Source organism: Promicromonospora sp. NFX87 (assembly GCF_048564965.1).
GTDB lineage: Bacteria > Actinomycetota > Actinomycetes > Actinomycetales > Cellulomonadaceae > Promicromonospora.
Genome location: NZ_CP183413.1, coordinates 3,126,127 through 3,146,545, shown reverse-complemented (window position 1 = coordinate 3,146,545; position 20,419 = coordinate 3,126,127). Strand labels below are relative to the sequence as shown.

At 72.0% G+C, this 20,419-nt stretch carries 20 protein-coding genes and 1 pseudogene; 15 read left to right on the top strand and 6 right to left on the bottom strand.

What is annotated here, in order from left to right; all coding sequences use genetic code 11:
- Nucleotides 1-250: 250 nt before the first annotated feature.
- The gene (locus tag ACNYC2_RS14115) at nt 251-781 is read left to right on the top strand and encodes an AAA family ATPase (protein ID WP_419707627.1); all 531 of its coding nucleotides are present in this window, start codon (nt 251-253) and stop codon (nt 779-781) included.
- A 43-nt stretch (nt 782-824) separates the two neighbouring features.
- On the opposite strand, the gene ACNYC2_RS14110 is transcribed toward ACNYC2_RS14115, so the two are convergent.
- Nucleotides 825-1,526 (bottom strand): FadR/GntR family transcriptional regulator, encoded by a 702-nt coding sequence (locus ACNYC2_RS14110; protein WP_419707626.1) that lies wholly within the window; start codon nt 1,524-1,526, stop codon nt 825-827.
- 233 nt (nt 1,527-1,759) lie between these two features.
- On the opposite strand from ACNYC2_RS14110, the gene ACNYC2_RS14105 reads away from it, so the two are divergent.
- Genes ACNYC2_RS14105 through ACNYC2_RS14090 form a run of 4 tightly spaced genes read left to right on the top strand, consistent with a single transcriptional unit; the run spans nt 1,760 to nt 6,012 of the window.
- Nucleotides 1,760-2,896, top strand: a complete 1,137-nt coding sequence (locus ACNYC2_RS14105) for an aminotransferase class V-fold PLP-dependent enzyme (protein ID WP_419707625.1) — start codon at nt 1,760-1,762, stop codon at nt 2,894-2,896.
- 53 nt (nt 2,897-2,949) lie between these two features.
- On the top strand, nt 2,950-4,254 hold the full coding sequence (locus ACNYC2_RS14100; RefSeq protein ID WP_419707624.1) for an ABC transporter substrate-binding protein: 1,305 nt from the start codon (nt 2,950-2,952) through the stop codon (nt 4,252-4,254).
- A gap of 1 nt (nt 4,255) precedes the next feature.
- A complete protein-coding gene (locus tag ACNYC2_RS14095; RefSeq protein ID WP_419707623.1) occupies nt 4,256-5,197 on the top strand; it encodes a carbohydrate ABC transporter permease in 942 nt (313 codons plus the stop codon).
- Nucleotides 5,194-6,012, top strand: coding sequence for a carbohydrate ABC transporter permease (locus tag ACNYC2_RS14090; RefSeq protein ID WP_419707622.1), 819 nt, complete (start codon nt 5,194-5,196; stop codon nt 6,010-6,012). Before ACNYC2_RS14095 ends, ACNYC2_RS14090 begins: the two co-directional genes overlap by 4 nt.
- Before the next feature lie 58 nt (nt 6,013-6,070).
- On the opposite strand, the gene ACNYC2_RS14085 is transcribed toward ACNYC2_RS14090, so the two are convergent.
- Together ACNYC2_RS14085 and ACNYC2_RS14080 are read right to left on the bottom strand one after the other, a co-directional pair.
- Entirely contained in the window at nt 6,071-6,892 is an 822-nt protein-coding gene (locus ACNYC2_RS14085; protein WP_419707621.1) for an MHYT domain-containing protein, read from the bottom strand.
- Nucleotides 6,893-7,114: 222 nt separating this feature from the next.
- Nucleotides 7,115-7,936, bottom strand: a complete 822-nt coding sequence (locus ACNYC2_RS14080) for an MHYT domain-containing protein (RefSeq protein WP_419707620.1) — start codon at nt 7,934-7,936, stop codon at nt 7,115-7,117.
- A gap of 306 nt (nt 7,937-8,242) precedes the next feature.
- Between ACNYC2_RS14080 and ACNYC2_RS14075 the strand changes: the two genes are divergently transcribed.
- The 3 genes from ACNYC2_RS14075 (at nt 8,243) to ACNYC2_RS14065 (ending at nt 12,815) form a co-directional block, all read left to right on the top strand.
- Complete coding sequence (locus ACNYC2_RS14075; RefSeq protein WP_419707619.1) at nt 8,243-9,220, top strand: siderophore-interacting protein; 978 nt, start codon at nt 8,243-8,245, stop codon at nt 9,218-9,220.
- 645 nt (nt 9,221-9,865) lie between these two features.
- On the top strand, nt 9,866-11,323 hold the full coding sequence (locus ACNYC2_RS14070) for a VWA domain-containing protein (RefSeq protein ID WP_419707833.1): 1,458 nt from the start codon (nt 9,866-9,868) through the stop codon (nt 11,321-11,323).
- Between the two features lies 1 nt (nt 11,324).
- The gene (locus tag ACNYC2_RS14065) at nt 11,325-12,815 is read left to right on the top strand and encodes an extracellular solute-binding protein (protein WP_419707618.1); all 1,491 of its coding nucleotides are present in this window, start codon (nt 11,325-11,327) and stop codon (nt 12,813-12,815) included.
- A 15-nt stretch (nt 12,816-12,830) separates the two neighbouring features.
- Here the strand turns inward: ACNYC2_RS14065 and ACNYC2_RS14060 are convergent, their stop codons facing one another.
- Together ACNYC2_RS14060 and ACNYC2_RS14055 are read right to left on the bottom strand one after the other, a co-directional pair.
- Nucleotides 12,831-13,409: a YbaK/EbsC family protein gene (locus ACNYC2_RS14060; RefSeq protein WP_419707617.1), complete on the bottom strand. Its 579-nt coding sequence runs from the start codon at nt 13,407-13,409 to the stop codon at nt 12,831-12,833.
- Between the two features lie 10 nt (nt 13,410-13,419).
- Nucleotides 13,420-13,956 carry a YbhB/YbcL family Raf kinase inhibitor-like protein gene (locus ACNYC2_RS14055; protein WP_419707616.1) on the bottom strand — a complete coding sequence of 179 codons (537 nt, stop codon included), beginning with the start codon at nt 13,954-13,956 and terminating at the stop codon, nt 13,420-13,422.
- 96 nt (nt 13,957-14,052) lie between these two features.
- On the opposite strand from ACNYC2_RS14055, the gene ACNYC2_RS14050 reads away from it, so the two are divergent.
- Nucleotides 14,053-14,811: a GNAT family N-acetyltransferase gene (locus tag ACNYC2_RS14050; protein ID WP_419707615.1), complete on the top strand. Its 759-nt coding sequence runs from the start codon at nt 14,053-14,055 to the stop codon at nt 14,809-14,811.
- Between the two features lie 160 nt (nt 14,812-14,971).
- Here ACNYC2_RS14050 and ACNYC2_RS14045 read toward each other — a convergent pair whose 3' ends face one another.
- Complete coding sequence (locus ACNYC2_RS14045) at nt 14,972-15,595, bottom strand: QsdR family transcriptional regulator (protein ID WP_419707614.1); 624 nt, start codon at nt 15,593-15,595, stop codon at nt 14,972-14,974.
- A gap of 151 nt (nt 15,596-15,746) precedes the next feature.
- Here ACNYC2_RS14045 and ACNYC2_RS14040 point away from each other — a divergent pair, with 151 nt between their 5' ends.
- From ACNYC2_RS14040 to ACNYC2_RS14015, 6 genes and pseudogenes are all read left to right on the top strand, one after another.
- Nucleotides 15,747-16,562, top strand: a complete 816-nt coding sequence (locus ACNYC2_RS14040) for an SDR family oxidoreductase (RefSeq protein ID WP_419707613.1) — start codon at nt 15,747-15,749, stop codon at nt 16,560-16,562.
- Between the two features lie 41 nt (nt 16,563-16,603).
- A complete protein-coding gene (locus ACNYC2_RS14035; protein WP_419707612.1) occupies nt 16,604-17,218 on the top strand; it encodes a TetR/AcrR family transcriptional regulator in 615 nt (204 codons plus the stop codon).
- Between the two features lie 3 nt (nt 17,219-17,221).
- Nucleotides 17,222-18,241, top strand: coding sequence for an NADPH:quinone oxidoreductase family protein (locus ACNYC2_RS14030; protein WP_419707611.1), 1,020 nt, complete (start codon nt 17,222-17,224; stop codon nt 18,239-18,241).
- Nucleotides 18,238-18,996 carry an SDR family NAD(P)-dependent oxidoreductase gene (locus tag ACNYC2_RS14025; protein WP_419707610.1) on the top strand — a complete coding sequence of 253 codons (759 nt, stop codon included), beginning with the start codon at nt 18,238-18,240 and terminating at the stop codon, nt 18,994-18,996. The genes ACNYC2_RS14030 and ACNYC2_RS14025 overlap by 4 nt, the downstream gene beginning before the upstream one ends.
- A gap of 105 nt (nt 18,997-19,101) precedes the next feature.
- Nucleotides 19,102-19,908: an ABC transporter ATP-binding protein gene (locus tag ACNYC2_RS14020; RefSeq protein WP_419707609.1), complete on the top strand. Its 807-nt coding sequence runs from the start codon at nt 19,102-19,104 to the stop codon at nt 19,906-19,908.
- Nucleotides 19,794-20,399 (top strand): annotated as a pseudogene (locus ACNYC2_RS14015) (ABC transporter ATP-binding protein); the annotation flags it as partial. The gene ACNYC2_RS14020 and the pseudogene ACNYC2_RS14015, both read left to right, overlap by 115 nt.
- Between the last annotated feature and the right edge of the window lie 20 nt (nt 20,400-20,419).

Below are 20,419 nucleotides of genomic sequence, written 5' to 3'. Positions count from 1 at the left end.
AGGGCGCCGCACCCGCATGCTGGGAGAACCGGCCGCTGGAGCCGCTCGGTACCGAGGGCGACCGACTGAAGGCCCGGGCGATCGCGGAGTGCGACATGACGGTCCGGATCCCGATGTCCGGGGGAGTGGACTCGCTGACCGTGGCCTCGGTGGTGGCGGTCCCGGCGTGGGCGACGCGGGCGCCTGCCGGCAACAGCTGAAGCGTGACGCCCACGGCACGCTCAGCAGGTCGCCCAACTACGCTGACCGCGTGCCGACGCCGACTTCGCGAGCCCTGACCGGTAGCCCCAGGACCCGCCTGGTGATCGTGCGCGGCCCCTCCGGTTCCGGCAAGAGCACCATCGCCCGAAAGCTGCGCGAGCAGATGGGACGCGGCACCGCCCTCATCGAGCAGGACTACGTGCGCCGCACGCTGCTGTGGGAGAAAGACACTCCAGGAGCCCTCAACATCTCGCTCATCGACGCCGCGGCCCGCCATGCCCTCGACGCGGGGTACAGCGTCGTCGTCGAAGGGATCATGCACGAGGCTCGGTACGGCGACATGCTCCGTGGCCTCGTCGCCGACCACGCGGGAGAGAGCGCGGTCGGCTACCTCGACGTGCCGTTCGAGGAGACCGTGCGCCGGCACGCCGGACGGCCCCAGGCTACGCACTTCACGCCCGAGGAGATGGCCCAGTGGTGGGCACCGGACGACCGCCTCGGCCTCGACCACGAGATCGTCCTCGGACCGGACGTCACCGCCCAGGATGCGATCGATCGACTCCTCGGCGCCCCGGTGTAGCCACACCACTCACCCGGACGTCGTTGCCGACGCCGGGCGCGCCTCACGCCTCCGGCCCCACCATCGCCTCCGGTGCCGGACGACGCTCGCGCAGCCACACCTCGCTCTGGGCGACGTGGGCCGCCGCCGCGACCGACGCGGCCACGGGATCACGTGACACGAGCGCACGCAGGATCGCCCGGTGCCCCGCGTCGGAGACTCGCTTGGTCTCCGGGGTGAGGACCGGGTAGGCGCGCGACCGTGACCTGAGCACCGCCACCATCGACGCGAGCGACTCGTTGCCGCAGAGCCGTGCGATGCCCATGTGGAACTCGTGGTCGAGCGCCGACTGCTCGTCGACGTCCTCGCTCGCCTCCAGCCGGTCGAGGAGATCGCCGAGCCCGGCGAGCGTCGCGTCGTCGCAGCGCGCGGCGGAGAGGGCGACGGCGTGCGCCTCCAGCACACGGCGCAGCTCGTACAGCTCGAGGATCGACTCCAGCGGCAGCAGCCCGACGGTCAGCGACAGCGTGCGGATCATGTCGGCGGCGCGCAGCTCGCCGACGTAGGTACCCGCACCCCGCCGGGTCTCGACGACGCCGAGAGCCGAGAGCGTACGGATCGCCTCGCGGATCGAGCCGCGCGAGACGCCGAGCCGCTCGCTCAGCTCACCCTCGCTCGGCATCCGGTCGCCCGGCTGGAGCGAGCCGTCGGCGATCAGGGTACGCAGCCCGTGCAGGGCCGTCTCGACTGCGCTCACCTCGTGCATCCCACCAGCATGTCAGGTCCCCGCCAGTGCGGCGGAGATTTCACGCCCGTAAAACCTGTCCTACAGATCTGTGTCATTTCCCGCGAATCCCTGGTGCGGGCCGGTCCGACCTGCCATGGTTGTCCGACAGATCGATGGGAAGGTGTTGATGGACCAGATACGCACAGCTCCGGCGCCCGTCCAGCTCGCGTCCGGGGGACCGGCGCGAGGCGTGGCCGCTGGACGGGTCGGTCGTGCACCTCAACCACGGCTCCTACGGCGCGGTGCCCACGGAGGTGGTGCGCCACCAGGACGAGCTGCGCAGGCAGGCCGACCTGAGCCCCGTCGCCTGGTTCCCCCGCGCGCCCGGGCTCATCGCCGCCGCCCGCCGTGAGGTCGCGCCCTTCGTCGGCGCCCGCGCCGAGGACACGGCATTCGTGCCGAACGCCTCCGGGGCAGCGACCGTCGTCCTCAACTCCCTGCGGCTGGAGCCCGGCGACGAGATCCTCGTCACCGACCACGGCTACGGCGCGGTCACCATGGGCGCCCGCCGGCTCGCCCGCCGCTCCGGCGCCCGGGTGCGGACAGTCGCGCTCCCGCTCGCCGCGACGGCGGACGACGTCGTCGAACGGTTCCGGACCGAGCTCACCGACGCCGTGCGCCTCGTCGTCGTCGACCAGATCACCTCGCCCACCGCGCGCCTGCTCCCGACCGCGCGGATCACCGAGCTCGCCCATGAGCGCGGCGCCCGCGTGCTCGTGGACGGCGCCCACGCCCCGGGCCTCGTCGAGAACGCCGCCGCCGTCGCCGGCGGGGACTGGTGGTTCGGCAACCTGCACAAGTGGGCCTGCGCGCCCCGCGGATCGGCCCTGCTCGTCACCCAGGCCGCCGACCGGGACGACCTGTGGCCGCTCATCGACTCCTGGGGCGCCGAGGACCGCTACCCCGAGCGGTTCGACTCCCAGGGCACCATGGACACGACCGGCTACATCGCCTCGCCCCGGGCCATCGACCTCGTCGAGCGCGAGCACGGCTGGGCCCGGACCCGCGCGACCATGACGGCGCTCGCGGACCACGGCGCCGCCGTCATCGGCGCGGCCCTCCAGCCCTTCGTGGACGCCCCGGTCGCGACCGACGTCGCCATGCCCGTGGTCTCGATGCGCCTGCTGCGCCTGCCCGAGGGGCTCGGGCGGGACCGCACGGACGCCGACGAGCTGCGGCTGCGCCTGCTCGACCTCGCCGGCGTCGAGTCAGCCTTCACGAGCGTCGCAGGGGTCGGCTACCTGCGCCTCTCGGTGCACCTGTACACGGAGCCGCGCGACTTCGACGCGTTCGTCGAGCGGGCGGTTCCCCAGATCCTGGCGTTCGCCGAAGAGCGCCGAGGCCGCTGACCCAGCGGCACACCACAGTCATCAGTCGAACGAGAAGAAGGAGAGGTGCGCACATGAACCGCACCCGAACTGCCGTCACCGCGGGCCTGGCCACGATCAGCCTGCTCGCGCTCACCGCGTGCACCGGAGCCGGATCAGCGCAGGACGGCACAGTCCGCCTGCAGATGGTCGAGAGCCTCACCAACCCGGCCCGGACGGCGCTCGTCCGCGAGCTCCTGGACGAGTTCGAGGCGGAGAACCCCGGCGTCACCGTGGACCTCGTCTCCCCGCCCACCGACCAGGCGGACCAGAAGCTGCAGCAGATGCTGCAGTCGGGCCGGGGTGTCGACGTCCTCGAGGTGCGCGACAGCACGGTGGGGGCGTTCAGCAACAACGGCTGGCTCTACGACCTGTCGGACGACGTCACCGGCTGGGCCGGCTGGGACGCCCTCACCGACAACGCGCAGGCGGTCACCGCGCAGGACGGCGCCCGCTACTTCGTGCCCTACGGCTTCTACGGGCTGTCCCTGTTCTACCGCACCGACCTCGTCGAGGAGGCCGGCTTCGACGGACCGCCGGCGTCGTGGGAGGAGCTGCTCGAACAGGCCTCCGCGATCCAGGACCCTGCCCAGAACACGTACGGCTACGCGTTCCGCGGCGGCCAGAACGGGTTCAGCAACGTCGTCGCCGCCGTCGAGGCGTACACGATCGACGACCTCGACGTGGAGAACGCGTACCTGCTCGAGGACGGGTCGACGATCTTCGCGGCGCCCGAGGCGCAGGACGCCGTCGACACCTACTTCTCCCTGTTCGAGGAGGCGGCGCCGCCGTCGGCCGTGTCGTGGGGCTACCCCGAGATGGTGGAGGGCTTCACCAACGGGTCGACGGCGTTCCTGCTGCAGGACCCGGAGGTCATCGCCACGGTGGCGGAGTCGACGACGATCACCCAGGACCAGTGGTCCACCGCTCCGCTGCTGACCGGTCCGACGGGCAAGGCGGCGCAGCCGCTCGCGACCGCGGGCTGGGGCGTGGCCGAGGCGAGCGAGCACCAGGAGGAGGCGGTCGCGCTCGTCGAGTTCCTCTCGGGCGAGGAGCCCGCCACCCGGTTCGCCCAGGAGAACAGTCTCGTGCCGATCATCGACGGCGCCGGTGAGGACCCCTTCTACTCCGAGGGCCCGTGGACGAGCTACGTCACCATGACCGAGGACCCGGACACCTACGTCAACGTGGTGCAGCCGCGCGGCGAGAGCTGGTGGACCGAGTGGGAGCAGAAGGCGGACCAGGACGTGCAGGCGGTCCTGCTCGGTGACATGACGACGAGCGAGCTGCTCGGGGAGTGGGACACGTTCTGGACCGAGAAGTACGCGGCGGAGCAGTGACGTGACAGCAACCACCCTCCCTCCGGCGCGGGTCGGGACCGCACGCCCGACCCGCCGCCGCACGGCCTTCGGTCGCCGGCACGCGCTGACGATCCTCGGGTTCCTGACCCCCGCGATCATCTTCGTCTGCTGGTTCACGTACTTCCCGATGCTGCAGGGCGTCCAGATGGCGTTCCGGGACTGGAACCTCTGGGACCTCACCTCGACGCCCTGGGTGGGTCTGGCGAACTTCGCCACGATCCTGGGCGACCCGGTCTTCCCCGTGGTCGCCGGTAACACGGTGGTGTGGGTCGTCGGCTCGATAGTGCCGCAGCTCGTGATCGGGTTCCTCGTCGCGCTGGGGCTGTGGCGCCGGTTCCGCTTCCGCGCGCTCTACCAGGCGCTCGTGTTCTACCCGTGGGCGGTGTCGGGCTTCCTCGTCGGCATGCTGTTCCGCTGGATGTTCAACGCCGAGTTCGGCGTGGTCAACGACCTGCTGATGAGGTCGGGCGCCATCGAGGCGCCTCTGCCGTGGCTCGCCGAGCCGCGGCTCGCCATGGTCGCCGTGATCGTCGCCAACGTCTGGTACGGCGTGACGTTCTTCGCGATCATGATCCTCGCGGCCCTCCAGTCGGTACCCGACGAGGTCCTGGAGGCCGCCGCCATCGACGGTGCGGGCACGGTGCGCAGGCTCTTCTCCATCGTCGTCCCGTACATCTGGACGACGCTGGCGCTGACCGTGCTGCTCCGCGCGATCTGGACGTTCAACTCGCCCGAGATCATCTACGCGATGACGGCCGGCGGACCCGCCGGGCGGACGCACATCGTCACCACGTGGATGATCGAGTTCACGCAGCAGGGCAGCTACGGCCTGGCCAGCGCCATCGGGCTCGTCGTGATGGTCGTCCTGTTCGTGTTCTGCGCCTTCTACCTGATGGCGATGAGGCGGGTGAACCAGCGATGACGATGCGCGTCGCCAGGGTCACGGGACTCACGCTGTGGCTGGTCATCACCCTGTTCCCGCTCTACTGGGTGGTCGTGACCTCGTTCAAGTCGCCGGGCTCGATCAACCGGTGGCCGCTGGAGTACTGGCCGTCCGAGCCCTCGACCGGCAACTACACGGAGCTGTTCGCGACCTCGAGCTTCGGCACGTTCATCGGCAACTCGCTGGTGGTCGCCCTGACCGCCGGGGCCACCGCGACGCTCATCGCGCTGCTCAGCGCCTACGTCCTGGCCCGGTTCGAGTTCCGGGGCAAGGGCGCGGTGCTCGTGGCGTTCCTGCTGACGCAGATGATCCCGGCCTTCATCGCGCTCGGGCCGCTGTACGCGATGCTCTCCGATCTCGGCCTGGTCGACACGAAGCCGGGGCTCGCCCTCGTCTACGTCGCGATGTGCATCCCGTTCTCCACCGTGATGCTGCGGGGGTTCTTCGAGAACATGCCCGACGCGTTGGAGGAGGCGGCGATGATCGACGGGTGCTCCCGGCTGGGCGCGCTGTTCCGGGTGCTCGTGCCGGTCATGGCACCGGGGATCGTCGCCGCGTTCATCTTCAACTTCGTGAACTGCTGGAACGAGCTGTTCCTGTCGGTGGTGCTGATCAACTCCGACGCGAACAAGACGATCCCGGCCGCCCTGAACGGCTTCATCTCGACGTTCAACATCGCCTGGGGGCCCATGTCGGCCGCCGCGGTGCTCACGATCCTGCCGACCATGGTCCTGTTCGCCCTGGCCAGCCGCTGGATCGTCGAGGGCCTGACGGCAGGGTCGGTCAAGGAGTAGCGGACGCCGTCTCCCTCGTGCGCAGGGGGACGGCGACCCGCCGGCGCCGCACCAGTCCTCAGAGCAGCTGGGACCTGTGCCGTGGCTCGGCCGTCTCGCGCTGGATCTCCTCCTGCCGCGCCTGCCAGTCCCGGAACTTCTCCTGCGCCTCGCTCTCCTCGGCGCTGGGCGCCAGGCCGACCACCAGGACCAGCAGGATCGTGCTGACGGTGACGCCGATGATCAGCGGGCCGAGGAGTGCGGCGACGGACACGCCGACGTCCGGCGTGACGATGGTGCCGCGAACCACCTCTGCCTGCATGGCGGCCATGCCCGTGTAGTGCATGCCGGAGACGGCGATGCCCATGATGAGCGTCGCCGCGATACCGGCGCCGATGGTCTGTACCTTCGCGGAGAGCCAGAGTCCGGCGGTCGCGGCGACGACGGCGATGGCCACCGACAGGATGACGGTGACGGGTGCGTAGGTGATCTCGACGCCCACGTGCACGGCGCGCATTCCGAGGTAGTGCATGACGGCGACACCCAGGCCGGTGACCGTGCCGCCCGCGAGCAGCGCGAGGGGGCCGACGCCTGCCGCGCGGATGATGAAGAGGCCGAGGCCCACGACGACGATGGCGATGAGCCCGCTGGCGATCGTCAGGAGGACGTCGTAACGGGTCTCGGTGCCGCGCACATGGAACCCGAGCATGGCGACGAAGTGCATGACCCAGATGCCGGTGCCGCCGATGGAGACGGCGCCGATACCGAGCCAGACAGTGCTTGCCAGGCCGTGGGAGGTGCGTGCGCGAGCTGTGCAGGTCAGGCCGACGGCGCACCCGGCGCACGAGAGCAGGAAAGAGAGGATGGGCGTGATCCAGCCCAGCGCGAAGTGATCGATCATGGTCGCTTTCTCCAGTGCGGTGGGGCACATACGGAATCCGCTGCGGACTGTTTCTGTCCGATCGGCACGACCCTGGCCATAGGCAGGGCCTATGACAACAGTCAATTGGACAGATGCATCCGGATGCATCTAAAGATCCGGGCTAAATGTCCAATTCATGGGGTGATCTCTTCGAACCCTGGGTGTTCCGTCCTGTGAACATCACGGTTCACGGACTTGCTGTCAGAGCAGCTGGGACCTGCGCCGCGGCTCGGCCGCCGCGCGCTGGATCTCCTCCTGCCGCCCCTGCCAGCCCTTGAACTTCTCCTGCGCCTCGAGCTCGGCGGCGCTCGGCGCCAGGCCGACCACCAGGAGCAGCAGGATGGTGCTGATCGTGACCCCGATGATCAGCGGGCCGAGCAGCGCGGCGACGGAGACGCCGCCGTCCGGCACGATGACGGTGCCGGTGACCACCTCCGCCCGCATGGCGGCCATGCCCGTGTAGTGCATGCCGGAGACGGCGACACCCATGATGATCGTGGCGCCGACGCCCGCGGCGAAGTTGTGCACCTTCGCCGAGAGCCAGAGGCCCGCGGTGGCCGCGACGATACCGACGAGCACCGACATGAAGACGGTGGGGATGTCGTAGGTGACCTCGACGCCCACGTGCAGGGCGCGCATGCCGAGGTAGTGCATCGCCGAGATGCCCAGCCCGGTGACGATGCCGCCGGCGACGAGCGTGAACGGCCCGACGCCCGCCGTCCGGATGATGAAGAGGCCCAGCCCCACCACCGCGATGGCGAGCAGGCCGCTGGCGATCGTCAGGGGGACGTCGAAGCGGGTCTCGGTGCCCCGGATGTGGAAACCGAGCATGGCGACGAAGTGCATCACCCAGATGCCGGTGCCTCCGATGGAGACGGCGCCGAGGGCGAGCCAGCCGATGCTCGCGAGTCCGTGGGAGACACGCGCGCGCGCCGTACAGGTCAGGCCCACGGCGCACCCGGCGCACGAGAGCAGGAACGAGAGGATGGGCGTGACCCAGCCCAGCGCGAAGTGATCGATCATGGTGAGGCTCTCCAGCGAGTACGAGGGAAGCGTGCGGCCTGCCGTGACGATGGGCGGCCGACAGCGCGGCGGCCAGATCGTCGTTCAGGCCGATCGGTACCAAGTAAAGAGGTCAGAGGGGCAAGATGCACCCTTTGTACAGGGTTAATTTCCAACTGACAGGGGTGATCTTCCCGCGACTTGGTCATCCTGTTTCACGCTCGTGAACGATCCGTGGTAAACGGCGTCGGGATGCCTTCCCAAGGTGCTGTCCGTTGCCCGGAAGGGCTGGCACAGGGCGCACAAAGTTAGGTTAGGCTCACCGTCGTGACCACCCAGACCGAGGGGCTCGAAGCCAAGCCCTCGCGAATGTTCGACGTCGAGGTAGCGCGTGTGACGCGCCTGTGCCCGTCCTTCGTCCGCTTCACGTTCCGCGGGCCGGACCTGGACAAGTTCGCGGACAACGGCCGCGACCAGCGCATCAAGCTCCTTCTCCCGTCCCCCCGTGGCGGCTGGGACGGCCTGCGCCGCGACGACCCCGACTGGTACGCCGCCTGGCGCTCGCTCCCGGACGAGCACCGCAACCCGATGCGCACCTACACGGTCCGCACGGTGCGCCAGGACCTGCGTGAGGTCGACGTCGACGTCGTCATGCACGGTGACACCGGGCCGGCGTCGCGCTGGGCGCTCAACGCGGCCGCGGGCGACCCGCTGGTCATCATGGGCCCCAACGCCGAGTACGACGGCATCCACGGTGGCGTCGAGTTCGCCCCGCCGTCGTCCAGCCACGCGCTGCTGCTGGCCGGTGACGAGACCGCCGTGCCCGCCATCGCCGCGATCTGCGAGTCGCTGCCCGCCGACGCCGTCGGCGAGGTCTTCCTCGAGGTGCCGCACCCCGAGGACGGCTGGGCGCTCGGCGCCCCCGAGGGCGTGCGCGTGCACTGGCTGGCGCGTGACGGACGCGAGCACGGCGAGGTGCTGATCCCCGCGGTGCAGGACGCCGCCGACCGGCTGCTCGCGATGGGTGTCCGCCCGTCGTCGGACACCACGCCGGCGCTGACCGCCGCCGGGGTGGACCTGTCCGGCGAGGTGGAGGACGTCGACATCGACACCGGCATCCTCTGGGAGGTGCCGGTCGACGAGGCGGGCCGCCCCCTGGCGCAGGACACCGTGCTGTACGCGTGGCTCGCGGGCGAGGCCGGCGTCATCAAGACGCTGCGCCGCTACCTCGTGAGCGAGTGCCAGGTGGACCGCAAGTCCGTGGCCTTCATGGGCTACTGGCGCAAGGGCCGCGCGGAGAACTGACCCCGGTAAGCCCCGATACTGCGCTGACCCCGCAAAAGGCGAGGTCAGTGTGGTAGATATCGGACCCTGACGTTCGGGAGGACGTATGGGTGCGACGGGGCAGCCTGCAAGGAGGACCGAACGCCGGGAGGGTTCCCGGCCGTGGTGGGGGGGACCACCGGACGACGGTGTTCGCCGTGTTCGGGACGGTCGCCGGCATCTGCACCGCCGCGATGGGTGTCGTCGACCGCGGCACGCAGATCGTCCTGCTGGTCGTCTCCGTCGGGCTCTTCCTGGCGGGGCTGGCCGCGCTCGTCCGGGTGCGGACGTACGCGCGCTGGTTCCGGGCGGCGTGGACGTGGGCGAAGGGCCACCGGATCCTCGTCGCCGCGGTGACGGTGGTCGTGCTGGCCGGCTCGACGGGCGCGGCGGTGGCGCTGCAGTCGGCCCGGTCGTGCGAGGACCCGACCGAGGTGGCGGTCATGGTCCCGGAGGAGGGCGCCGCCGGCTTCGCGGCGGTGGCGGACGCCTTCGAGCGGGACTCGGTCACGCCGTTCTCCTGTCCCCGGTACCACGTGACCACGTTCGGCATGGGATGGCCCGCGCTCCGCGCCGCCCTCGGGTCAGGCTGGGGGCGCCGCGGCGGGCCAGGACGGCGCGGCCTCGCTGGACCTCGGTCCCCGGCCCGACGTGTGGCTGGCGGAGTCGATGGCGCAGGCGGACATCGTGGCCCCGCGCGGCACGGGCAACGGCTTCACCGTCTCCGACCCGACGCTCGTGGCGGGCTCGCCGCTGGTGCTCGCGGTGCCGGAGCCGCACGCGCAGGCCCTGAGCGCGACGACGAAACCCGGCGACACGATCCAGGAGCTGATGGCGGCGGCCGGGGCGGCTGGGCTCGACGTCGTCCGGGCCAACCCGGACGCGTCCTTCGCCGCCGCGCTGCACACCGAGCGGCTCTACGCCGCGTCCGGGAGCGGCGCCGAGGGCGAGGCGCAGGTGGCAGAGGCGCTCAAGGCGCTGGAGCTCGACCTGGGGCACGCCCTCGAGCGGGCGGGGCTGCCGCCCGGGACCGACGCCGCGCTCCTGTGCCGGCTCGACGAGCTGTCCGCGGCCGAGCCGCCCCGCGTGGCGGTGCTGACCAGCGAGCGCGCGATGGTGCACCGCGGCACCGCGTGCCCGGCCTCGGCCGCCGGTGGGGACGCCGCCCTGGTCCCGTTCTACCCGGAGTCCGCCGTGGGCCTCGACTACCGGGCCGTGCGGCTGACCTGGGCCGACGCCGCGCCGTCCGGGCGCAGGGCCGACGCGGCGGCGGCCTTCGTCGAATGGCTCGGGACGAGCGAGGGGCAGGAGGCGCTCGACCGGCGGGCGGGCGTGCGCGGCGTGGACGGCCGCCCGCCGACGGGCGACGATGGGCCGCTGCCCGGGCTGCCGGACACGGTGGTCGAGCCCGGTGCCGGAATCGTCGCGGACACCCGCGTGGAGTCGATGGAGGAGCAGTACCGTGCGGCTCGTCGTCCGGCGCGGGTCCTGGTGCTCGTGGACTCGTCGGGTTCCATGGGCAGGCCGGCGGACGGCGACCGGCTGCGCATCGACGTCGCCGAACGCGGCGTGCTGGGTGCGCTCAGCCATCTCGGCGGCTCCGACGAGGTGGGTATCTGGTCGTTCTCCGGGAACGCCGGGTCGAGCCCGCGGGCCGTCCTGGACGTGACCGGGAGCGAGGAGGCCGAGCGCGAGGCGCCGGACCTGCTGCGCGACGAGCTGCGGCCCGACGGCGCGACCCCCCTCTACGACGCGATAGCCGCCACGACGTCGGAGCTGGTCCGGCTGGACCCGGACGGCGCCTCCCGCAGGCACCTCACCGCGCTGATCGTCCTGACCGACGGGGAGAACCACCCGGGTGCCGGACCCGGTGCGGAGCTGACGGCGTCGGACCTGATACGTTCCGCCCGCGCGGAGGACGCCGCGGGCGTGCGCGTCTACGTCGTGGCGGTGGGGGAGGCGTCGTGCCAGGTGAGCGACCTGCGGCGGATCGCAGCGGAGTGGGACGGCGAGTGCTGGGACAGCTCGTTCGGCGAGCTGGAGGGCACGCTGGCGGGCCTGTTCGGGCAGCTGGGAGGTCGGTGACGTGACGGGTAACGGGGCTGGCAACGGGACTAACGGGACGGGTAACGGGACGCACGCCGGGATCACGCGCAGGGGCTTCATCGTGGGCGGCGCGGCGGGGCTCCTGGCCGGGGCCGGGCTCCCGCTGGGCCTGGAGCAGCTGTTCGGCGGCACCGCCGACCTGGAGACGTTCTCCCCGAGCGACCAGCTCACCATCCTGAGCGGCCGCGACGAGACCGACGGCGGGCAGCGCCGTCTGCTCGTGGAGCTCTGGAACCGCGTGCACGAGAAGCACCCGGCGCAGATCGTCGAGGTGTCGAGCAACGCCGACCGCGCCTACAGCACCATGCTGTCGGCGGCGCAGGCGCGCGAGCCCGGCTACGACGTCTACAACCTCGACATCCCGTGGGTGCCGCAGTTCGCGCAGAGCGGCTACCTCCGGGTGCTCGACGACGCGACGGCCGACGGGTTCCTCGGCGAGCCGTGGGCGGCCGGCACCTGGGAGGGCGCGGCGTACGCGCTGCCGTTCAACTCCGACGTCGGCCTGCTGTACTGCAACCTCGACCTGATCGCCGAGTACTACGAGCAGGAGGTGCCCGCGACCGACCCGATCCCCTTGGACGGGGGATGGGCGGGCCTGGACACGTTCGCGCACGACGTGCTCGCCAGGGTGGACGGCGGTGACGGGCTGAGCCGCCCGCCCGTCGACACCGCGATCGCCCTGCAGCTCGCCGACTACGAGGGGTTCACGGTCAACCTGTGGGAGATCCTGCTGGGGGCGGGCGCCGTCTCGGTGGACGCCACGGGGCGACCGGTCTTCGGAGACCTCGACAAGATCGGCGACACGGTGGAGAACCTGGCGCGGCGGCTGAGCGTGTCGACCGACGGCCCGAGCGGCACGGCGGCGTCGCTCGCGTTCGACGAACAGGGTTCGCTGGCGGCCTTCGCCGCGGGCCGGGCGGTGTTCCTGCGGCACTGGCCACGGGCCCTGCGCCTGCTGCGGGGCGAGGACGCGGTGCCCTTCCGGGTGGGCTTCATGCCCGTTCCGGGAGGCGGCGTGCTCGGCGGGCAGAGCCTCGCGGTCGCGGCGGCCTCCCGGTACCCGGTGGCGGCCCGGCGCCTGGTCGAGTTCCTCACGAACGAACGCAGCCACCAGCTCATCTTCGAGCGCGGCGGTTTCGCCGCGAGCCGGGAGGCGCCGTACCGCGACCCCGAGGCGCCCTGGGCGCGCGAGCCGGAGACGGACGGTCTCGCCGCCTCCCTCGTGGACTACGCGACCGGGAAGGGTGTCGAGGGCACGAACGACCCGGAGCGCAAGGCCAACGACGCGCTGCGCCTGGCCATGGTCGGGGCGTCGCCGCGCCCGCGCCTGCAGCACTACGTGGAGCTCAGCGAGGAGTTCCGGCGCTACGTCCGGCCGGCCTTGTCACCCGGCGGCGGCGCACAGTTCAAGGCCGCGGAGTTCGCCGAGCGTATGGAGGCCGCGATGGACGGCAAGATCACGCCGGGCTGACACCGGCCAAGGGGGTCAGCGCTCGATGCCGAGGTCCTCGATCACCTCGACACCCGGCATCGCGCACAGCAGCGGCCCCGGCATGAGCAGCTTGGACCGGCGGACACCGGAACCCATGAGCGCCATCGTGCCCTCCTCGGTGAACCGGGAGTCGACCAGCACGCGGTAGCCCGCGGGCAGCCCGACGGGCGTGATGCCGCCGTACTCCATGCCGGAGTCGGCCACCGCGCGGTCCATCGGCAGGAACGACGCCTTGCGCACGTCGAGCAGCTTGCGCACCCGCTTGTTGACGTCGGCGAACGTGCTGGCTGCGACGACGCAGGCCGCGACCCGCTCGTCCTCGCCCCGCTTGCCGGCCACGAGCACGCAGTTGGCCGACGCCTCGGGCGGCAGGCCGTGCAGCTCGTTGAGCGTCGCCGTCTCGGCGTGCTCTGGATCGATCTCGGTGACGGCGACCAGGCTCGCGACCCGGGGGTCGGCGTCGGCCCAGGCGGTCAGGGCGGCGAGCACCGGCTCGGCCAGCAGCTCGGGGTGTTCCAGCGCGGGCGCCCAGACGAGGTCGCCGAGCGTGGGCAGGGTGGCGTTCTCGTTCATCGGTCGCCCCTCACCGGCTGTACGTCGCCGTGAGCGTGGCGCGCCCCAGCAGGTGGAAGTACACGTTGAACGCCACCTGCGCGTTGGTGTTGTCCGGGCCCAGCCCCAGCTCGCCCGGCTCCACGTCCAGCGCGTGCACGGCGAAGATGTACCGGTGCGGGTGGTCGCCGGGCGGCGGGCCCGCGCCCTCGAAGCCCGGGGTGTGGCCGTCGCTGTACGTGTGGAACGCCCCGGCGGGCAGGCCGGAGCCGTCGGGGGTGCCGGCTCCCGTGTCGAGGGACGTCACGGAGGCCGGGAGGTCGACGACGGTCCAGTGGTGGTAGCCCATCGGCGTCGGCGCGTCGGGGTCGTAGCAGGTCACCACGAACGACTTGGTGCCCTCGGGAAAGCCGCTCCACTCGAGCGCGGGGGAGATGTTCTGGTCGTGCGCGGCGTGCGCGTCCGGCATGCGCTCGCCGTCGGTCAGGTTGCTGCTCGTCAGCGAGAAGGTCGCGGGAGCAGGCAGCAGCGTGTAGGGGTCCGGCGGGTAGGGGCGAGTGAAGTCCATGCCCCCACTCTGCCGAATCGCCGAGCCGGTTGCCAGCGACCGCGGCCGAGCCGGTGATGCTGGTCCGGACCCGGACCGGTACAGCATGATCGGCGCATGATCATCAGATCCTCCACCGCGCTGGTGCGGCCGGGCATGCTCGACGAGTTCCGCGCCTTCATCGAGGCCGGCGTCACGGCGTTCGCGACGCTCGACGGATTCCTGGGCGACGAGATCGTCGTCGGACCGGACACCCTGACCTACGTCAGCCGCTGGCGGGACGCAGCGGCGCTCGTCGGATTCGCAGGCCCGGGCTGGCGTACCGAGCCGGTGGTGCTGGAGGACGAGGACCGGTTCCTGGTCGCGCCCCTGCGCGTGCGGCACGTCGAGCTCCGGCAGGCGGTGCCGGACGACGCTCCCGGCATCGCCGACGTCTGGCACGCCGCCTGGGGCGACGGGCACCACGGCCTCGTGCCGCCGGAGCTCGAGGCGGTCCGCACGCGCGAGTCGTTCGGGCCCCGTGCGGCGAGCCGGGTGCCGCACACGACGGTGGCAGTGGCCGACGGCGGCGTCGTCGGCTTCGTCGCCGTCGACGACGACGAGGTCGAGCAGGTGTTCGTCTCCGCGACGCACCGCGGCTCCGGCCTCGCCACGCACCTCCTGTCCGACGGCGAGGACCGGGTCGCCACGGCGGGGCAGGCAGAGGCGTGGCTCGCCGTCGTGGAAGGCAACGCGCGGGCGCGCCGGTTCTACGAACGCCAGGGCTGGTCGGACGCCGGACCGCTCGACTACCAGGCGGAGACCGAGGCGGGCCCGGTGCCGGTTCCGGTGCGCCGCTACGTGAAGCGCCTGGCGGGCAACGGCGTCGGCCGGTAGGCACGGCCGAGCAACTGACCGAACTCGCTGACTTCGGTCCGTTGCTCTGAGATCGGTCAATCAACCGACCGATCTCAGGGCAACTGACCGATCTCGGCGGGCGGCCCGTGCAACGGACCGATCTCACCAGGCAGCGGCCCCCACCAGCCGTCCGGCCCGGTCAGTTCACCCGGAGCAGGTGGCGGAACGCCGTCCTTGCGCGCTCCGGGCTCGGGTCGTCGCCCGTGATGAGGTCCGCGTACGTGAGCGACTCCGAGACCCGCACCAGCAGGTAGGCGAGCTCCCCGGGAGTGATGGTGCCGCCGAAGGGCTTCTCACCGAGGTCGCGCACCACCAGCCACTCGACGGTCGCGACGAACCGCTGCTGGATGGGGCTGTCGGCGGTGGTGAGCAGCCGCAGGGAGCGGGCGGGCTCCCTGCGCAGGAACGCGCGGAAGTAGTCGGCGACGATGAGGTCGTGCGCGAAGGTGGTCAGCGTCCCCGCGAGGCGTTCGGCGCCGGTCAGGTGCTCGTTCGCGCGCTCGGCCTGCACCAGCGTCGGTACGGCGAGCGACCACAGCACCTCGCTGAGCAGCGCGTCCCGGTTGCCCACCCAGCGGAACACCGACGTGCGGTCGACGCCGAGCTGCGCGGCCAGCGGACCCATGTCGATGCGGTAGCCCTCGATGAAGGTGTCGCGCGCGAGGTCCAGCACCCGCTGCGCCTCGGGGCGCGTGGCCAGCCGAGCGGAGAGGGGGCTCGGCGCGGCTTCCAGTCCGACGGTCGCGATCGACGTCGTTGTCATGGCGGCTATCCAACCGCTACCAGGGCCCCGGTGCAACAATATGCAGAACGATGCATACGGGACATCTGTGGAAGTTACGCACTCTATCCCGCTGGAGCGAGGGCGTGCTACGGTGCAGTTCGCAAACCGACCAGACGGTACGGAGGAATGTGTGGCTGACAACGTCGTCGCCGGTGGGGCCGGGAACGGCCCAGGACAGAGGTTCGAGGGCAGGGTCGCCCTGGTCACGGGCGCGAGCCGCGGGATAGGCCTCGCGATCGCCCACCGCATCGTGGCCGAGGGCGGCCGGGTGGTGATCACCGGACGCCGCGCCGAGACCCTCCAGGAGGCGGTCGCCGAGCTCGGCCCGGACCGCGCCCTGGGCATCGCGGGCAAGGCGGACGACGCCGGGCACCGCGCGGACGCCGTCGGCCGGACGATCGAGCACTTCGGGCGCCTCGACCATCTCGTGAACAACGCCGGGATCAACCCCGCCTACGGGCCGCTCACCGAGCTCGACACGGATGTCGCCCGCAAGATCCTCGAGGTGAACGTGATCGCGGCCCTGGAGTGGACCCGGGAGGCGGTCGCCGCGGCCGCAGGGGCGGCGGCCGCAGACGGCTCAGCGAGCCCGCTCCGCTCGATAGTCAACATGGCGTCGGTGGCCGGAACGGCGTCCGGCCCGAACATCGCCTTCTACGGCGTCTCCAAGGCGGCCCTCATCAACCTCACGGTCCAGCTCGCCGACGAGCTCGCCCCGACCACCCGCGTCAACGCGCTCGCGCCCGCCGTGGTCAAGACCCGGCTCGCCCGCGCCCTGTACGAGGGCCGCGAGGAGGAGGCGGCGGCCGCCTACCCGCTGCGCCGGCTCGGGGTCCCGGACGACGTCGCCGGCCCTGCGGCCTTCCTCCTGTCCGACGACGCCGCGTGGGTCACCGGCCAGACGCTCCTGGTCGACGGCGGCGCGAGCGTGCGGACCGCCCTGTGAGCCGGCCGGTGAATGTGGTGGCGACGGTGAAGGATGAGCCCATGCGCACCATGAACGTCCAGGACCAGGTCCTGCGAGCGGCTCTCGACCTCTTCTCCACGCGGGGCTACGCGACCACCAGCGTCCAGGAGATCGTCGCGGCGGCCGGCGTCACCAAGGGGGCGATGTACCACTACTTCGCCTCCAAGGACGACCTGCTGTTCGCGATCTACGACCGGCTGCTGTCGCTGCAGAAGGCCCGCCTCGACGAGATCGTCGCGGCGGGCACCGAGCGGGGCGACGGCGTCGAGGACGTGCTGCGGGCCGTCTGCGTGGACGTGATCTCGACGTCCATCGAGTTCCTGCCCGAGGGCACCGTCTTCACGCGCAGCCAGCACATGCTCATGCCGGACCGCCAGGCGGAGGTCAAGCGGCGCCGTCGCGAGTACCACGAGGAGTTCGAGGCGCTGCTCCTGCGCGGCATCCAGGAAGGGGTGTTCCGCGACGACGTGCCCACGGCCATGCTCATCGCGCACTTCTTCTCCGACGTGCACTACCTCTCCCAGTGGTACTCGCCCGCGGGGCCGCTGACGGCGGGCCAGGTGGCGGAGCAGCTCACCGAGCTGTTCCTGCGGGGCATCAGAGCAACGACGGCACAGGGATCAGGGAAGGACTGACACGTGAGCGTACCCACGGCGATGAAGGCGTGGCGGGTGGTCTCCCACGGGGAGCCCGAGCAGGTCATGGAGCTGCACGACGTCCCGGTCCCCGAGCCGGGGCCCGGTGAGGTGCTGGTGCGTGTGCGGGCCGTCGCGGTGAACTTCCCCGACGTCCTGCTGGCGCGCGGCGAGTACCAGGAGCGGCCCGAGCTGCCGTTCGTGCCGGGGATCGAGCTGTGCGGCGACGTCGTGGCGCTCGGCGACGGTGTGGTCGAGGGCGAGCGGGTGCGGGTCGGCGACCGCGTCGTCGGCTCGAAGATCGGGGTGCTCGCGCAGTACGCGACGGTGCCGGCCTCGGCGGTGCACCCGGCGCCGTCGGCCCTGGACGACGCGCAGGCCGCCGCGCTGACGATCGCGTACCAGACGGCGTGGTTCGGGCTGCACCAGCGGGGTGGGCTGCAGGCCGGCCAGACGCTGCTGGTTCATGCCGCCGCGGGTGGAGTCGGCACCGCCGCGTGCCAGCTCGGCAGGGCGGCCGGCGCGCGCGTGGTCGGCGTGGTGGGCAGCGCGGCAAAGGTCGCGGCGGCCCGCGACGCGGGCGCCGACCAGGTGTTCCTGCGCGACGACGACTGGGTCGCCGAGCTGCGCAAGCCCGGCGTCGACGTGGTGTTCGACCCGGTCGGCGGCGACTCGTTCGAGCGCTCGACCCGCTGCGTCGCGTTCGAGGGCCGGATCGTCGTGGTCGGGTTCGCGAGCGGGCAGACGCCGAAGGTCCGGGCCGACCTCGCGCTCGTGAAGAACTACGGCGTGCTCGGTCTGCACTGGGCGCTGTACCAGCAACGCCGTCCCGACCTGGTGGACGCCGCCCATGCCGAGCTGGACAAGCTCGCCGCCTCTGGTGTGGTGCGCCCGGTGCTGAGCGGCGTCGTCGGGTTCGACCAGGCGCCCGCCGCCGTGGCGCGGCTGGCCGGCGGCGCGACGACGGGCCGGCTCGTGGTCCGGGTGGCGGACGACGCGGTGACCGGGGAGGTGACCGCATGACCGGGCCGAGCGTCGCCGCGATGCACGACCTGACCGGGCGGGTGGCGCTCGTGACGGGCGGCGCTCGCGGTATCGGCGAGGCGTACGTGCGCATCCTGCACGACGCCGGGGCGAGCGTCGTGGTCACCGACGTCCTCGACGCCGAGGGGCAGGCCCTGGCCGACGCACTGGGGGAGCGGGCGCGGTTCGTGCACCTGGACGTGACCGACGAGGAGGCGTGGGACCGGGTGGTCGGCCAGGTGGTCGACGACCTCGGGGGCGTGGACGTGCTGGTCAACAACGCGGGCATCGCGAACGCCGCGCCGATCGAGCACTTCACGCTCGCCAAGTGGAACGCCGTGATGGCGGTCAACGCGACCGGCGTGTTCCTGGGCTGCCGTGCGGTGGTGCCCACGATGAAGGCGGCCGGGAGCGGCTCGATCATCAACATCTCCTCGGTCGAGGGTCTGCGCGGGAGCTGGAGCCTGCACGGGTACACCGCCTCCAAGTTCGCGGTGCGCGGGCTGACCAAGTCGCTCGCCGTCGAGCTCGGCAAGGACGGGATCCGCGTGAACTCGGTGCATCCCGGCCTGATCCTCACCGAGATGAGCGTGAAGATCGACCCCGACGCCCTGGTGATCCCGCTCGGCCGGCCGGGCGTGCCCGACGACCTCGCCGGGACGATCCTGTTCCTCGCGAGCGACGCGTCGGCGTGGATCTCCGGGCAGGAGATCGTGGTGGACGGCGGTATGACGAGCGGGATCCCGCACCGATGACGGGCGGCTGAGCGACGGGTAGGCGCTGGCGGGCCGGCCTGGGTGTCCCAGGACCGTGTCATACCGGCCGGTCGGTTTATTCCACGACGACACATGGAGGTGTCGATGACAACGACGTCGAGCAGCACAGCGCCCGACAGTGCAGTAGACAGCCCGCCCCGGCTGGACGTCTCGGGGCTCACCGTGACGTTCGGCGGCCTCACCGCGCTGGACGACGTGTCCTTCACCGTCGCCGACGGCGAGACCGTCGCCCTGATCGGTCCCAACGGGGCCGGCAAGACCACCGTGTTCAACGCGGTGTGCGGCCTGGTGCGCACCCGGCGGGGCAGGATCCGCGTGGGTGGCGCGCCCGCGCCGTCGTCGGCGACCGGGCTGCTCGGGGCCGGGGTCTCCCGGACCCTGCAAGGCCTGGGGCTGTTCGACCACCTCACCGTGCTGGAGAACGTGCTCGTGCCGCTCACGAGCGTCCGGCGGGACGGCGACGCGAGCGCGGACGCCGTCCAGGAGGTGCTCGGCGCCCTCGGCCTGGGCGCTCTGGCCGGCGTCCCCGCCGGGACGCTGCCCTACCCCGAGCGCAAGCGCGTGGCCCTGGCCCGCGCGCTGGTCACCCGGCCGCGGCTCCTGCTGCTGGACGAGCCCGCGGGCGGGCTCGGGGCCGGCGACATCGACCAGCTCGCGCAGACCGTGCGCACCGTGTCGGACGGCGGGTGCGCCGTGCTGCTCGTGGAGCACCACGTCGACTTCGTGATGGACGTGGCCGACCGTGTGGTGGTGCTCGACTTCGGGCACATCATCGCGTGCGGGACGCCGGACGAGGTGCGGCGGGACCCCGCGGTCGAGGAGGCGTACCTCGGGGTGCCGGTGTCGGAGGTCTCGACAAGCTCGACCAGCGGGCGGGAGCAGAGCGCGTGAGCACCCTGACGATCGAGAAGCTCACCGTCGGCTACGGCGACGGCGCCCCCGTGCTGGACGGCCTGGAGCTGGAGGTGCCCGACGGCGGCGTCGTCGCCCTGCTCGGGGCCAACGGAGCCGGCAAGACGACGCTGCTGCGGGCCCTGCTGGGACTGGTGCCCGCGCGCAGCGGGCGCGTGCTGCTCGACGGCGCGGACCTGACGCGCCTGAGCACCGAGGACCGGGTGCGGCGCGGCCTGGCCCTGGTCCCTGAGGGCCGCAGCGTGGTGGTCGAGCTGACCGTCGCGGAGAACCTGCGGCTCGGCGCGCTCTGGAAGCACAAGGGTCCGGCGCGCGACGCCGCCGTCGGGCAGATGTACGAGCTGTTCGAGCCGCTGGCCCGACGCCGCGACGCGGCAGGCCACACCCTGTCCGGCGGCGAGCGGCAGATGCTCGCGCTCGCGCGGGCCCTGGTCGGCCAGCCGGACGTGCTCCTGCTCGACGAGCCGTCGCTCGGTCTGGCGCCGCTCGT